The following is a 14,431-nucleotide window of genomic DNA, read 5'->3' on the forward strand; positions in this document are numbered from 1 at the left end:
CCCGAGAATCTATGGACTGGAATCTGTTAAGCAGAGATCCCACCGGCTAGCAAATGAGTAGGAATAACCAAAACGGAAGATAACAGATGCTCACATCGTCCTTCTCGACAACCAGTGACCCGTTTTCTCGCACCTCTTTCGGGAGGCTATCCGTGATGATGAAGCGGTATGGTGCTTCGTAATCGAGTTCACGGAGATCCTCACTATCGTCCTCAGTATGCTGCCCGACACTGGGGTCGAACTCCGTCGCGATTTGCTCTGCAGACTCAGTATGTGGATGGTAAGAGAGAATGAACGGCAGCACTTTCCCCTCTCGATGGAGAACGTAATCAACTAATCCCGCGTCAGTCGGACAGTACTCGACTTCGTATGCTTTCACCGCGAAGGACAGACGCATCGCGTGGTCGAACGCCACAGTCCGAGCCAATTTGTACTCGAAGTCGAAATTGAGGTCGTTCTGCTGACTGTATTCCTCGAATCCGAAGTGTTCCTGGCGCTGTGAGAGTAGCACAACGTGTCGAGGATTGCGGAGATAGAGTTGCGTTCGTCGGTGGCGCCGCAACGAATAGTCGTGAGACTCGGTTACTGCGATTCCATCGTCGAGGATGTCGAGGTAGCTATCGACCGTTCGTCTGTCGACGCCGATTCGGTCGCTTATCTCTGTATATTGGAGTTCCTCGCCCCCCTGACTGGCAGCAATCGAACTCAGCCGATGAAGGTTCTCGGGATTCTGAATGGAGCCGTATTTTGCTAGTCCTTTGTAGAGGTATAGGAGGAAGTGCGAACGGACAATCTCGTTTCTGACGGAGGAGCGATCAGTCTGGTGCAGTGTACCACCTTTTCTCAAATAATCGCGCGCAGCGTCGTGCAGATCGTCGCGTTCGGAAGAATCGAAGAAGTCGAAATAGAGCGAGCTGAGTGACTCGACTGCGGAATCAATGCCTGTGTCGGATGATTTTAGGTTGAGTTCTCTCCGAACATCTTTGATCGGATTCGGGCCAGATCTCCGATCAGATCGGAGGGATTCAAGTTGCTCTCTAAACTCGTGGTTGAAATCAACACTCAGTCCTCCCTCATCTTCTGGATGCCCGATGGTGTCGACGAATTTCATCGGAAGAACTCCCCAGGGACGTTCGACGTGATCGATCTTATCCGCCTTCGTCAGCTCACGAAGATTGACTTGGTCCCTGACGATCCCTGTCAAGAACAGATACGTGTCCTCATTTACGAACTCTAAGAGAGTCTCCTTCTCATTCTCATCGAGATTGAGAATGTCGACATCGTCGAGGAGAATATATTTTCTTCCATGCCGGGGAGCAATGTGAGAATAGAAGTAGTCTATCACCTGTTTCAGCCGTTCTATTCCCTCATTAGGTCGTTCTAGATGATATTGGGATTCCTCGAGAGGGAGATAGAGTATTTGACGTGGAGAGGTAGAAGAGACTATGTCGAATTCAGGGTCTTTTGGAGGAAATTCGGTAGTCCCAATTAACGCTGCGATGAGCTGATACAGGAGCGTCGTCTTGCCAATTCCAGTTGACCCGTAGATTGGATAAACTAAGTTGTCGGTACCCTTTTTATCCTGTTCGTGTATCGCTTCCAGAACCTTGTGGAAGTCTGAACGAGGAGTGAGGTTTGTAGCCTCTTCCAGATCTTGCCCTACCCCCTCGCTCCACCATTCGTTATGACGCTCGGCGTCGGCGATGAAATCCTCGGCTCGGGATTCCTCAGTCATGTTGTCTATACTTATTCGGCCAATCATAAGTATTACTCCATCCTGATGTCGCTATCTGCGAGAGTACGCCATTCGCCTACGAGTACGCTGTGTAAATAGCGTAGAATGGTAGAAATAAAATCACTGATTTTTGCGGATGGGACCGATCTGATGTGAATGTATCCGCGCAGCTCTCCGGGAGAGAACAGAGCTGTCTGTATTCTATTTCTACTATTCTAGAAATAGCGTAATCGAACTTCCGCTAGTGAAAAGTTATTTGTCGGTGGTTGCCCATGTCGTTAGTAGATGCCGACGCAGGCCGATATCGAGGATGGGGAACGAATCGACATCACGGTCCAGGTGGTGACTGAACTGGACCGTCCATCGAGTAAGATGGCCAAGCGACTCAAGGTCCGCGACACCGCGGACAACGAGTTCCCACTCGCCATCTGGAAAAACAACGCGCTGAGTGACTTCGCTTGGGAGTCGGGCCGCTGGTACGAACTCGAGAACGCTAGGGGAAACGAGTACCGTGGCAAGAAGAGTCTGAACGGGTCCTCACGACTACGCGCCGAAACCGTCGAACCCCCCGTGGATGACGATGAGGACAGCAGTGACTCAGAGAAGACGTCCGAGGGCCAGCTCTTCGACACGCTCCAGAACGGCCTTCCGTACCTCTCGCTTTTTCCATTCGACCGCGACTTCGAGACGCTGTCTGTCTACGAGTATCGCATTGAGGCCGACGACGCGTTCGAGGACAGTCCGATGGACGCGACGTACAATCTTGCAGCCTACCTTCGCTCGTCTAGTGACGCGGCCGTCACGCACGCAGGAGTGATGTCTCTCATCTCCACCGAGCCGTTGGAGACGTACCTCCCGGACCCGTTCACCCTCACGGACGAGACTCGGGTCATCCTCCGAGCCAACGAGACGGCTGACAACGAGACGGTGGTTCGTCTCCTTCAGCAGCTGATCAAGAAGAGCATCAACACCGACGAATACGAAACAGGGCGAGTGGATCGTATTCGCACTAAGGCTCCCATCATCAGTGGATCCGGGGGTCTCTTCGAGGCGTGCCTCGCATACCGAGTGGGTATCGAGGTGCTTCCATCCGGCGATGCCTACGTCGGAATCGAGGTCAGCCACCACGCCCGCAGCCAAGCGACTGTCGACGAGTACATGGATCGAGTGAACGCGACGGTGGACGAACTCGTCGACACGCACGTCGAACACGACCCAGAAACGTACTCGACGCCCGGGAGCGGGCGACTGAAAGGCCTTACAGACCTTCGGTTCACAGACCCGATTCAGGACTTCGGTAATCAGTCGCTCGCGGACTGGTACGAGCGAAAAGACCGCGTCTCGGACGAGATGCTGGAACAGCTCCGCTCGGAGAACCCGCGGCTCGTTGAGGTACAATACAATCCAAACGACGACGAAACAAGTGTCCACGTCCCCCAACTACTCCGGGTAGCCCCTCGAAAAGAAGTCGTCAAACAGCTGGCTCCGCGATTCCATCGAGAGTGGGACAGCCGCGCGAAGATGCTTCCCGACGAGCGATTCAAAAAGGCGACAGAGTTCGTTGCTGGACTGGATGCGCTTCCGGCAGTCGATGCACAACTCGATCCGACACCCGTCGGGCCGAGTATCTCGTTCATGTCTACGGAAGTCGACCGAACAGACAATCTTCGGTTCGGCAACGACCGAACCGCCGACCTCCCTGGTACCGGCCTGAGTCGGTACGGCGTCTATCGTCGTCCCTCCTCGTTCAGGCTCCACTATCTCGTCCCGGAACGGTACACGGACGAGTTCGGCGAATTCCGAACCCGGATAGAGAACCAACTCAAGGGCATCAATTGCTCGCCGGACGAAACGTCCTACAGCGAGTATACGTTCGGTCGTGAGATCGAGTATAGTAACGCAGCTGCTGCCATCAGCGACGTCGACGTGGTCCTCGCCGCCGTCCCATCGCCGACAAACGAGTTCATCCAGGACGGAACCATCGACGACCCGTATGGGGAGTTCAAGAAGGCGCTCGGAAAGCAGACGATCCCGTCGCAGATGGTCCGAGTGGACAACCTCGACAACAAGTGGGTCGTTCGCAATACCTCGCTCGGTATCGTTGCTGGCGCTGGCGGCGTCCCTTGGCGCGTAGACCAGATGCCCGGTAATGCCGACTGTTTCGTCGGTCTCGATGCTACCCGTGACCCAGACACTGGACAGTTCCTTGGAGCGAGCGCGAACGTCGTGCTCGCAGATGGGACCGTATTCGTCTCAAAGACGCAATCCATCCAGTCCGGAGAGACGTTCGACGAGGATGCCGTCGTCGACGTGCTCAAAGACGTTCACAGGGAGTTCGTCCGGGTGGAAGGCGACACACCCAACAGTATCGTGGTCCACCGCGACGGTCGGCTATTCGAAGATGTCGACGCCATCCTGACCCCGTTCGAAGGAACGGGAATAGATATCGACATCCTCGATATCCGAAAGAGCGGGGCCCCCCGTGCGGCGTTCCGGCGAGACGGCCAGTTCCGTGTCGATCACAAGGGTCGCATCTTCATCGCGCGGAATGACGACTACGGATTCCTCACGACCACGGGTCGGCCTGAATTCGACGACAGCGATGGACTCGGGACACCGCGAACACTTCGCGTCGTTCGGCGAGCGGGTGATACACCGATGCAGACGCTGCTGGAGCAGGTGTACTGGCTCAGTGAGAGTCACGTTGGGAGCGCCCAGCGGAGTACACGGCTCCCGATAACGACCTACTACGCCGATCGATGTGCTGAGGCTGCACGGAAGGGGTACCTCGTTAACGGCGAGATCATCAGAGGTGTCCCGTACATCTGACTACGTCCAGACAGACAATCAATACGACAAACAAGAATTCGATTCAAATGGGAAACTTCGACGAACACTTCAACGCGGGGAAGGCCGCCGGACTACTTGCTGCCGTAGTCGGAGGACTCCTCGTTCTTGACCGCGGTGGAGGCATCGAAGAAGCAATCATCGTCGCTGCCGGTATTGGTGGCGTCCTTGTGGTGGGTTCGCTACTACCGGACATCGACCATCAGGCGTCGAAACCACGACAAGCTGCTGGCAGTCTGGGGGTACTCACGATTGTTGGGGGCGTTATCGGACTCGTAATTTTCGAACCGGACAGCGTCGCGCTACTCGGAGGGATTGTGAACTCTCTCGGATTCGGTGGTAGTCCGTCAACCTTGGGTATCAGTGTTCTCGTGGTCGGCGCTGCCGTTCTTCTAGCCACCGGTGGTGACACGTTCGATTCGCTGACCACACATCGCGGATTCACGCATTCCCTGCCGTTTGTCGGCCTCGTTGGTCTCGGGGCCCTGGTCGCTAGCCAGCAGCTCGCCAACCTGGGCGGCATTTTCGGAGTCTTCCAGGGACAAAACGGTGTTTTAGTGGCTGTTGCAGCTGCTGCCGGGGTTCTCGTTCATCTCGTGGTGGACAGCTAGTTACACTACCGTGAATGATACCGTTCCACTGGAAACATCGTACCAAATCAGATGAAATTCGATATACCACTCAACACGGACGAAACAGACGGCAGCCACGTGGAGATCTTCAAGAGCTGGCGGTCGTTCTCGGATGTCTTCGAAGGTGCAAAGCGAATGCGCGTGGTCACCTACTGTGATTCGCCTGAGTTCATCCTCGATCTCTTCGAGGACTTAGAGAACCTGGAACGGCTGGAGGTTGTGGTCGGCGATGTCGACGACTATCGCGAACGCCTCATCGATAAACCGGATCTCGCGGACCGACTTGAGCAACTACGTCGGGACGACAAACTGGTCATCTACCTCTGTGAGAACAAGGAGGTCCACTCGAAGCTCTATTTGATCGAATACCCGGATGAGGACCTGACCGATGAGGAAGCCGGAGACGACGACCAGATGACTCTCGGCGGAGAAGCGACCGCGGAGTCGGACCCGACAGACCAAGTCAGTGCAGCACCGGCAAAGGTCGTTATCGGGTCTCCGAACCTGTCCCGCAACGCTTGGTCGAATCAGACGAACGTCGGGGTCGTGTACGACACGACGATAGAGAGCGACCTGTACGCACGGTTCGAAGACCTGTACCAAGACCACAGGGACTCCTACAACAAGGGTGGTCCTTTTCTGGAGGACCTCTCCGAGCAGCTTGAACAGTCGGATGACGACCGCGAGGAGGTCATCAAACTGTATACGGAGGGACGGGTCGGGACACAAGATGAACTCGGAGAGGTACATGGCCGTCTCGCTGACCATATCGACGCTGAGGTAGAGGCGGTAGATCTCGCGCTCGATGGCGGGACTCCTTCCGAGGATGAATGCACTCAAGTAGCAGATGATGTCGAGGGCACCGATGAGTCGCCAGAGGACGGAGATCCAGGATTAGCTGACGCACCGCAAGACCGTATCACGCTGTCACTCAGGGGGTACGACGAGTCGACGGTGAGCACACTGTCTCAGATGACCGACTTCGACGCGACGGTGTCGAACGATACGTTGACCACAACCCCAGACGCGTTCCAGCGGTACGCCCAGCAGGTCTTCGACGTTCCGACGATGCACCTGAACGAGGATAACGATCAGCTCAAGTTCCACTACGACGGCACGGTCTACCGCGTCACGCAACCACCGAAGAGTCCGGAGAAGGTAGACGAGGCACTTGCGGAGATTGAGAACTACTTCGCGACCGTCGACGACTACGGGAATTCCAATAATGCCACGGCAGTCAAGGCACATATGTACGAAGCGCTCCTCTGGTTCTTCTGGGCGCCCTTCGCGAACCGTCAAGCAGCTTTCTACCGTCAGCACGGTATCAACCTCGACAAAGCACTCCCCTATCTCTACATCTTCGGGGAGTCGAACGGCGGGAAAGGCACGTTCTGTCGGTTCGCTCTCTCACTAATTAGTGGAAACCGCGTCGAAGCACCGGTAGACGCCGATGAGATTGGAAAACGGAAAGTCCGGAATCTCCGGTCGGCACACACGTCATTCCCCGTAGTTGTCGACGACATCACCAAGCAGAAAGTGAACTCATTAGATACACTCCGGAACTACTGGAGCGGATGGATTGGGGAATCCTCATATCCAATGTTTGCGTTCATATCCAACGACAAACGGCCCGGTGAGTGGTTCCGGAACCGAGCTAAGATCCTCCGGTTCGACGTCAATTTCATGACTTCCCACCAGGGCGAGGCAGAGGTAAATCGCCTTATCGACACGGAGAATCCGATCTTCCAGTGGTTCGGGCACAAATATCTGAACCGTGACCTCATACTGGGAGAGGATTCGGACGCACTCCGTGAGGTCAGAGAAGCGATGCTGGACCTTTACGAGTTTGCTGATCGGTCCGTACCGGACTACTTCCCGACTGAGCCAGCCGAACAGGCATACGACACCGGTCGGGAGCGATGGCACAATCTTATCGATCGGGAAGACGTCGAAATTAGCAAAGACGGAGACACGCTTCAGGTGACGTTCCCGGAATCGATGAACTTCGAGCTACACGAGTACAAGCGTGATCCGCCGATGACGGTTCGGATTGAAAAGCGAGGACTCGATTTGATTATTAAGACGCCGGACGAGTTCTTCGACTGGCTTGGTGAGACGACTACCGACGATCCACGCGAAGGATTCCTCTCACGCGCTCGTAACCTTCTGAGTCGGTAGCCAGGAAACAGCCAATCACAATATACGATCATATGAATCGAGAATCGTCCGTGGAGCAGACAATCGAGTGGCTGAGGGATCGTCCCTACTACGAAGGCCAAATCACCTATCAAGAGCGAACGCCGGGGAACTCTGCCGAAACGCCACCAGTCGATATTGACCCTCGGTTGGCGAGCGCACTTTCGCGTCGCGACATCAACGAACCGTTCCAACATCAAGCGGACGCAATCGAAGCCGTCCGTGACGGCGACCATGTCGTATTCGCTACTCCATCGAGGGTGTCATAGAAGAGTTCTCACACCGTGATCACGGTACTTCCTGGATTGTCTCCTCGTTCGTAGTTGGTGATAGCGACGACGAGGCGAAGGCACAGCGCGAGGAACACCTGCGCTCGTGCGTGGACGCGGCCTCGGGCGTGCCCGCCGGGGCGAACGCGTCGAACTCTTCGAGAAACTCTAAGCAGAGGTGCTCAAACAACGCTAGCGTCTCGGTCTTCGCGACATCGAACAACGTCTCTACCGAAGGATCGTCTTGCAGGGTCGCTGAACTCATTCCACCTCAGCGTTCATCCTGCTCTTTGGTGTGGTAACCGTTCTATGACACCCTCACTACGAACCTACACGATGATGTCCATCACATTTTATGCACTTTCCGCCCCCCACTCCCGTGCTGCTTCTGCCAACAGTTCTGGCTGATGATAAGCAAGAATGAGTGCCAGCTCCCGGAGATCGGTCAGAGGAACGTCTCCATCGAGTATCTCATTAACCTCCTGCGAGCAGGCTGCCTCGAGATCAAGCACGCTTGATTGCAGGAAAAACGTCTTCTTCTCCGCCCGCCCGTCGTTCACGCCATCGCGTCCGAGTGCCCAGGCGTGGGGCTTTTCGTAAGTCTCGGGGACGAACTCACGGGCCAGTCGCGCTGCGTCGATCTCCGTCTCGGATTCGACCTCGAGCATAACCCCGTCGTCTGAGCCGGCGGCCTCATCCGTCTCGCCCGTCCTACTGCGTGCACTGCTTGCTCCAGTGCTCCCGTTACTGTCCGACTCGGTACTCGTCACCGGCTCACTCTCTGCTTCCTGTACTTGCTCCGACCGGCCTTCTTCCGCCTCTTCGTTCTCCTCCTCGTCGCTCGCGAAGAGGTCGTTCGGATCATCGCCGGCGCCGGATTCGAAAGATCCACCCATCTCAGTTCACCCCCGCAGTCTGGTCGATCGTCCCATCGGTGACGTCGGCGTCTGCGAACGGAATCTCAACATCTCCCCAGAAGTCGTCGCCCGTGAACAGCTTCTCGCCGTCCCAAGCCTCCTCGAGAAGCGGGTTGCCGAACGTCGCACAGATCGTCGCGACCAGCGTCCGATACTTCGGTAGGATATTGCGCTCGGACTTCCGGATTCGGCTCCGGTGTTCGTTGAACAGCTGGAAGATGGAGACGTACTGCTCCTCGGCCGATTCGAACGCGCTCAACGATTTGAAATAGACCGGCGCGTCGTACTCGTCGCGGAGTTTCCGTGCGTAATCCTTGTGATCGCCCTTGCGAGTATCGACCATTGTGGGGATGACCGCTGTACGTCCGATGTTGATGTCCTGATTCTCAGCGAAGCCTTGTGCGCTGTCGGCAACCCCATCGATGCTCTCGTAGCCCGACCTGGTCGGCACGGCGGGAATGACTACGTTCCGGGTAGCGTATAGCGCCATGTAATATACAGTATCGGCCTTCGCGTTTGGATCGACGATCACCACGTCGTACTCACTCGGTACGCCGTTCTCCTTGAGAACGGTCAGGAGCCGTTCGTATCGGGGATACTCCCAGTCGTCGGGCTTCGTCTGCCCGATGTAGTTCTCGTGGGAGTCGAGGAACTCGTCGACGCGGTTGAGCCGCTTGTGCGATGGAAGGACGTCGACGTTGGGCTCGGCCGTGCGGATTAGATCGCTGAACTCTCCCTGTCCCTGCTCAACGAGGTGGAAGGTGAGATCGTCGGCTTCTGGATTCCGTTTGTTGTCGTCGACTCCGAGGTAATTGCTGAGGCTACCGTTCTGTGCGTCCATATCAATCAGCAACACGCGCTGACCCACCTCGGCGTGGGCCGCTGCGAGATCGCGAGCGACTGTGGTTTTCCCTTGGCCGCCCGACTGGTTGTAGACGGTATAGGCTTGCATGGCCAAGCGTTCGGCACAGTCACTCATAAAGTTCCGTCAGACAAATCATCCTGTCTAACTACATGTGATGGTCGATAAGAGTGGGTACTAAGACTGACTGATTGGTCTGACCAATCACTCTTAGTCATTAGTCCTAGTAGACAGTCTCAGTAGTTGGTCTGGTTGATTAGTGCTTATATACGGTATGATGGGTCATTATGATCCAGCAGACTGATCGGAAAAATCGGCATACGGAGGCGGATTACCAACCAGCTCGAACTTGGTTCTCAGTCTGCCGGCGCGATGTCGACGGACGCCAGCGGGGTGTTATCGAGGTGCGGCCCGACCTCGCGTCTAGCGATCTTTTCGGCGGTATCTGGATCCTCGGCATCGACTACGACCTCGAGGAACAGTCCGACGAGCGCGGTTTCTGAAACCAGTAGGAGTGCTTCAGATCCGGTGCCACAGCTGTGGCATCCGATCTGCTGGACACTGATATCGACGCTGCGCGTCCGTTCACCCGGCGCTCCAATACGTCTCCCGACCTCACTGACGGCGATATTGATCGCGTCCTGCCCGGTTTCGGCTCCTCGGACGACCCAGCCGAAGGAGAGCACGACGGTATAACCGCCAGGAAAGCCATTCTCGGTAGTCGATTCGTGATCTCTCTCGTCGTCTCGGTCGTCCCCCTCACTCTGGTCGGTGGAGTTGAGGTTCCAGGCCGGGGCAGTTTTTGGACTTCGTTCGGCCATGTCTGCTCACATGGCAACTGAGTTGAATTATGTATCTCCCTAAACACTGTAACGAGTCGTGCAACGAATTTTCCACAGTTGATCCCCTGTTCGTACAGCTTCTGAGAACCGCTCGGACTCGTTCTGCTCTACGTTAGTTGTGAGTACTGCGGCCTTTCGCTTGCTTTACAGAAGGCGCATCGGGAGGATTTCCCTCAGCGTACTTTGTATCGAAGAGTGCTGTCGCCCACCTCACCACTGCTGAATCGGTCGATTCGAGTCCTGCTGCCGTTGCATCCGTCATCTCTGTTGTCGGTGCCGGGGCGAGAATTACGCGCGTCTCATCACAGATTGCGAGGTGGACCGAGAGTGGGCCAGTGACGCACCGAATCGTTCCCCTCTGCCGTGTTGCCTCTTTTTCGACGTACGAGCCGAACTCCTGCAGGGCTTGCACGGTAGCGCTTCCCCCGGTGAACGCGGCTAAGACGGGTTCGGTGAAGACGACTCTCGCGTCAGTACCGCTGTTTTGGAATAATGGCCAATATGCGGCTACGAGAGCCGGGCTCGCGATCGTAGACATCCAACGGAAGATTTCGATATCCGTGTCGACACACTGGGTGAGCGCGCTAAGCACGTTGTGTGGTTGATCCGGTGCGTTCCGGATGACTCTCGCTCCATCGAAGGCCTCGATCGGGAGGGTATCGAGCGTCGACGGTAGCCACCGCAGGACGTCCCGTTTCTCGAGTGCTTGGGTGATCACGCCACTGAATTTCGTATACGCGTCTAGGAGACGATGTCCTGCTCTCGTCAACTCGCACGCACCAGCCTGCTCACGGACGTATCCCCCGGACGTGAAGAGGTTGAGTATTCGATGGATCGTCGTTCGTGAGGGCCCGTTTTCTCGCGTCGCCGTTGTTGCGAGCGTCGCTTTTCGGGCTGGGGTGCGTTTGAGCGCTCGGAGAACCCACTGTTTGTGTGGTGACCGAGCGAGTTGGACGAGACCGTTGCTATCGGTTTCGTTGCAGAGGTCGTGGTAGGTCCGTCTCACGACCTCACCAGAACACGTAAGCGCGAGTCTTGCAGGCCCAGAACGAATTAATCCGGCTTCTTCGAGCGGCTCGCAGGCTCGATATGCTGTTTGACGAGTTACGCTGATTCGGTCTGCGAGCTCTCGAACTGAGAGTTCCTCTTTGCGGAGCGCATCGAGCGTTCTGATACGGGTCGGGTCAGGTATTTTATCCGGAGAGCAAATACCCGCTTTCCCCCGCGAGTCGAGGAGTGAACGGAGTAACTCGTCGGGGGTCATCGTCGATCACTGCCTACGGAGAGGATGTGAGTGCGAATAGCCGTTGCGCCGAGAGCAGGTGAGACTACAGTGGGTTTCGTGGGCTTACCTACCGACAAGTCAACGGTGGCATCTATTCCGGAATTTCGTACCAGCAGAATTCGGTCGCGTCGCACTCGGGACAGGTTTCGACCTCGGGAGTAACCGTCATCCCACAGTGACGGCACTCGACTACAATAGTCGGCCCAGCATCACCGAGTAGTTGAGCGAGTACTGTCCGGATGCTCATCGCCGGGATTCGAGTTGCGAGGGAGTTAGTTTTGGCGGACACTCAGGTACTAGTCCACACAAAGCTTACACCAGAAGATAGCTCTACGGCCAGTTGGAAGGGAAATTGTCACACGCTCCCTTCCCTCCCCTAATGACCAACAATAGTCGGACACATGGGCGATGCCCCGAGTGTGATGAGGTCATTTCTGCCGCACATATTTTAGTTGAATATGAGAAAAACAACGGAGCGACCGGTATCTGGGCGGAGTGTCCCCTCTGCGATGATGTCGTGAGTCCCGAGTGAATTCAGAGTACGGCAACGACAGCAGAGTCAAGTGTTCTGCTCTATTACGCTACCCAGAGGCTACTAATGGAGATCTCCGAAGAACTTGAATGTCTGTTTTCAGCTTCGATTGGGGAACAGGACGGGTCATATGTAATCCATGTTCCAGAGCGCGAACTACAATTGGGCGATCTACAGCAAGGAGAAACATATCGCGTCGCACTCGTCTCTTCCCCGACACAGAGCGAACCAGAACAGAGTGAACAGGCCGAAACGAGATCACAGACCCAGCGTGAGTCACTGGAACCACCGGTCGAAGAAGGTGAGACTCGGGAAGTTGAAATTGAGGATATCGGCGAACAAGGCGATGGCATCACTCGAGTTGAGCGTGGCTTCGTCGTGATCGTTCCCGATACGAAAGCGAGTGAGCGAGTCAAAATTGAGATTACCGATGTACGGCAGAATGTTGCTTTTGCCGAGGTTGTCGATCGCTTGAGTTACTACGAGTAATTTCGTACTTTTCGCTACGATCAGCGGACGAGCTGGAACCCGCAGGTACTGACAGAATGGGCCTCCTGCTAGTTTTCTACGCAGAGTTCTATAACACGAGATGGGGTTGCTGAAACGCACTGCCAGGCCACCGCTGTAGTTGCGGATGCCAAAATTGCTGTACGGGATTCGAAACCAGTGAGTGAGCCGTTGAGACGGGCATTGACAAGTTACATCTACTCGACAACTTATTGTCCTGAAGGTCGTAAGGGTCGGTACGATGCGGCGGAACCGGGGAGCGGTGAACTACGCAGCAGGGACAGCTACGTCGAAAGCCGGCCTCGTCAATATGTACATTCACGGCGGGGCGATCATCTCAGCACTCACGCTACTGGTGGGACTTGTGGGTGCTGGATCGGTTGACGCAGCAATCCAAGTGTGGTGGGGTTCTATATGTCGAAAGTCCTGCCGTGGCCGATTGACGAGCTGCTTACTGCAGCCGGGCTTACCGACCTGGTTATCTCCCACGCGATCACGATCGGTATCGGGTTGATGTCCGCGACAAGCAAGTGGTGGCTTCGTGTCTAACAGGGAGTGATCTGCATCGCCTGAGGTTTATCCGAAATTGGATGTCACTCCAAATTAGAACTGACTGACCGCCCCACTTCATTGAACTTCACCAGAAACATGAATTCATCAGATTTGTACTCCCCCTCACCGATACCTCTCCGTACCCGAATCAGGCTCACATATTATGGGTATATCAATAGGTACACGGAATATGAATCAGAACCTAGTGAGGACTCCCTGAGAGGTCAAGTCCAAAACGAAATGGAGATCTACGATTCTGGTGCTGGAAGGCTTGTATATGAACTTCCTTCTGACTGGGTACTCGGAGAGGGACGATACGTTGTGAAACTGGTTCGATCAAAGAAGAAAGATGGGTTTGATGACTCTGGCTTACTCCAGAACTGGCGGGAAATACTTCTCTCTCGCTACGGGCCTATACAAGACCACGTCGTTCCAGTCGTGGGTAGTGGGGAGAACGGATTATGGTTGGTAATGCCCTATGCAGAACAGTACAACTTAGATTGGGACCACGACGCGATTGATGAAAAAGTTGATATGATCAAATCAATGGACGGGGTTGAGCCCGTTGCACGTGGGGGATTTAGCGGATCGCTTGATTTGAATTGGACTGAAAATTGGGGTGCATACAATGGGGAGTACCGACTGTTGGACTATGGTGGGATAGCGATTACGACATCAATTCCCCAGTACGAAAATGAATTAATATTCTCTGATCCCTCTAACAGACCGTAGTGTTGTGGCAAGAATGTTCTGTTATTATGATCTACAGCAAAGAGTACCGAGTCTGCCTATACACTTCACCGGCTCTGTTAAAATCCTATTCTTCAAACATATCCGCGTCTGTAACGTCTGGCCGCTGAAAACTGCGAATTTATAGCGGTGTTTAAGATGATAGCAGGCATACAATCATTAGGAGAAGAACGATGGCACTTCAAAATACAATTCGAAACCAAACCGTTACCATACTCATCATATTGGGGGCATTAGTCGGAGCCGCTGTCTGGTACGTCAGTAATATCCCATACTATGAATCTATTCCTGCAGGTGCAGTAATCGGTCTTATCATCGGTATCGGGTTGTATCGGCTTTTGAATCCCGACTCTGACACTACAAATACAGCCTAAACCTGTCCCTATTCCTATTCAAAGCCGAGTTGAAACACGTTAATTCTGAGATTGGACGTACCACAGATGGATGAGCAAACCGGGGATGCCGAGAAATCCTAAGACAACGCCTCTAACTTGAGGGCGCGACA

General features: G+C 54.9%; 10 protein-coding genes and 1 pseudogene. 5 read left to right on the forward strand and 6 right to left on the reverse strand.

Going from position 1 to position 14,431, the window contains the following annotated elements; genetic code table 11:
* Positions 1-46: 46 nt before the first annotated feature.
* Positions 47-1,735: an AAA family ATPase gene (locus tag RBH22_RS14780; RefSeq protein ID WP_306677999.1), complete on the reverse strand. Its 1,689-nt coding sequence runs from the start codon at positions 1,733-1,735 to the stop codon at positions 47-49.
* A gap of 285 nt (positions 1,736-2,020) precedes the next feature.
* On the opposite strand from RBH22_RS14780, the gene RBH22_RS14785 reads away from it, so the two are divergent.
* From RBH22_RS14785 to RBH22_RS14795, 3 genes are read left to right on the forward strand one after another with little or no spacing between them, the layout of a single operon-like run.
* Positions 2,021-4,564 carry a Piwi domain-containing protein gene (locus tag RBH22_RS14785; RefSeq protein WP_306678000.1) on the forward strand — a complete coding sequence of 848 codons (2,544 nt, stop codon included), beginning with the start codon at positions 2,021-2,023 and terminating at the stop codon, positions 4,562-4,564.
* A 47-nt stretch (positions 4,565-4,611) separates the two neighbouring features.
* The gene (locus RBH22_RS14790) at positions 4,612-5,193 is read left to right on the forward strand and encodes a metal-dependent hydrolase (protein WP_306678001.1); all 582 of its coding nucleotides are present in this window, start codon (positions 4,612-4,614) and stop codon (positions 5,191-5,193) included.
* A 51-nt stretch (positions 5,194-5,244) separates the two neighbouring features.
* The gene (locus tag RBH22_RS14795) at positions 5,245-7,392 is read left to right on the forward strand and encodes a tyrosyl-DNA phosphodiesterase (RefSeq protein ID WP_306678003.1); all 2,148 of its coding nucleotides are present in this window, start codon (positions 5,245-5,247) and stop codon (positions 7,390-7,392) included.
* A gap of 295 nt (positions 7,393-7,687) precedes the next feature.
* Here the strand turns inward: RBH22_RS14795 and RBH22_RS14800 are convergent.
* The 5 genes and pseudogenes from RBH22_RS14800 to RBH22_RS14820 form a co-directional block, all read right to left on the reverse strand.
* A pseudogene (locus tag RBH22_RS14800) lies at positions 7,688-7,810 on the reverse strand (IS5/IS1182 family transposase); the annotation flags it as partial.
* A 222-nt stretch (positions 7,811-8,032) separates the two neighbouring features.
* Positions 8,033-8,575 (reverse strand): hypothetical protein, encoded by a 543-nt coding sequence (locus RBH22_RS14805; protein ID WP_306678004.1) that lies wholly within the window; start codon positions 8,573-8,575, stop codon positions 8,033-8,035.
* 1 nt (position 8,576) lies between these two features.
* Positions 8,577-9,548 carry a ParA family protein gene (locus RBH22_RS14810; RefSeq protein WP_306678005.1) on the reverse strand — a complete coding sequence of 324 codons (972 nt, stop codon included), beginning with the start codon at positions 9,546-9,548 and terminating at the stop codon, positions 8,577-8,579.
* A 266-nt stretch (positions 9,549-9,814) separates the two neighbouring features.
* Positions 9,815-10,279: a DUF555 domain-containing protein gene (locus tag RBH22_RS14815; RefSeq protein WP_306678006.1), complete on the reverse strand. Its 465-nt coding sequence runs from the start codon at positions 10,277-10,279 to the stop codon at positions 9,815-9,817.
* A gap of 133 nt (positions 10,280-10,412) precedes the next feature.
* Complete coding sequence (locus RBH22_RS14820; protein WP_306678007.1) at positions 10,413-11,564, reverse strand: MarR family transcriptional regulator; 1,152 nt, start codon at positions 11,562-11,564, stop codon at positions 10,413-10,415.
* Positions 11,565-12,183: 619 nt separating this feature from the next.
* On the opposite strand from RBH22_RS14820, the gene RBH22_RS14825 reads away from it, so the two are divergent.
* Together RBH22_RS14825 and RBH22_RS14830 are read left to right on the forward strand one after the other, a co-directional pair.
* Positions 12,184-12,606: a TRAM domain-containing protein gene (locus tag RBH22_RS14825; protein WP_306678008.1), complete on the forward strand. Its 423-nt coding sequence runs from the start codon at positions 12,184-12,186 to the stop codon at positions 12,604-12,606.
* Between the two features lie 810 nt (positions 12,607-13,416).
* Entirely contained in the window at positions 13,417-13,908 is a 492-nt protein-coding gene (locus RBH22_RS14830) for a hypothetical protein (RefSeq protein ID WP_306678009.1), read from the forward strand.
* Positions 13,909-14,431 lie beyond the last annotated feature (523 nt).

It is taken from the genome of Halobellus sp. H-GB7 (genome assembly GCF_030848585.1).
In the GTDB taxonomy this organism is placed as follows: Archaea; Halobacteriota; Halobacteria; order Halobacteriales; family Haloferacaceae; genus Haloquadratum; species Haloquadratum inordinatus.

What these genes read in the sequence shown, in the direction of transcription:
- RBH22_RS14810 (WP_306678005.1), bottom strand. Translation starts at nt 9,548, where the DNA reads ATGCAAGCCTATACCGTCTACAACCAGTCGGGCGGCCAAGGGAAAACC.
- RBH22_RS14825 (WP_306678008.1), top strand. Translation starts at nt 12,184, where the DNA reads ATGGAGATCTCCGAAGAACTTGAATGTCTGTTTTCAGCTTCGATTGGG.
- RBH22_RS14830 (WP_306678009.1), top strand. Translation starts at nt 13,417, where the DNA reads ATGGAGATCTACGATTCTGGTGCTGGAAGGCTTGTATATGAACTTCCT.
- RBH22_RS14805 (WP_306678004.1), bottom strand. Translation starts at nt 8,575, where the DNA reads ATGGGTGGATCTTTCGAATCCGGCGCCGGCGATGATCCGAACGACCTC.
- RBH22_RS14785 (WP_306678000.1), top strand. Translation starts at nt 2,021, where the DNA reads ATGCCGACGCAGGCCGATATCGAGGATGGGGAACGAATCGACATCACG.
- RBH22_RS14820 (WP_306678007.1), bottom strand. Translation starts at nt 11,564, where the DNA reads ATGACCCCCGACGAGTTACTCCGTTCACTCCTCGACTCGCGGGGGAAA.
- RBH22_RS14780 (WP_306677999.1), bottom strand. Translation starts at nt 1,735, where the DNA reads ATGACTGAGGAATCCCGAGCCGAGGATTTCATCGCCGACGCCGAGCGT.
- RBH22_RS14815 (WP_306678006.1), bottom strand. Translation starts at nt 10,279, where the DNA reads ATGGCCGAACGAAGTCCAAAAACTGCCCCGGCCTGGAACCTCAACTCC.
- RBH22_RS14790 (WP_306678001.1), top strand. Translation starts at nt 4,612, where the DNA reads ATGGGAAACTTCGACGAACACTTCAACGCGGGGAAGGCCGCCGGACTA.
- RBH22_RS14795 (WP_306678003.1), top strand. Translation starts at nt 5,245, where the DNA reads ATGAAATTCGATATACCACTCAACACGGACGAAACAGACGGCAGCCAC.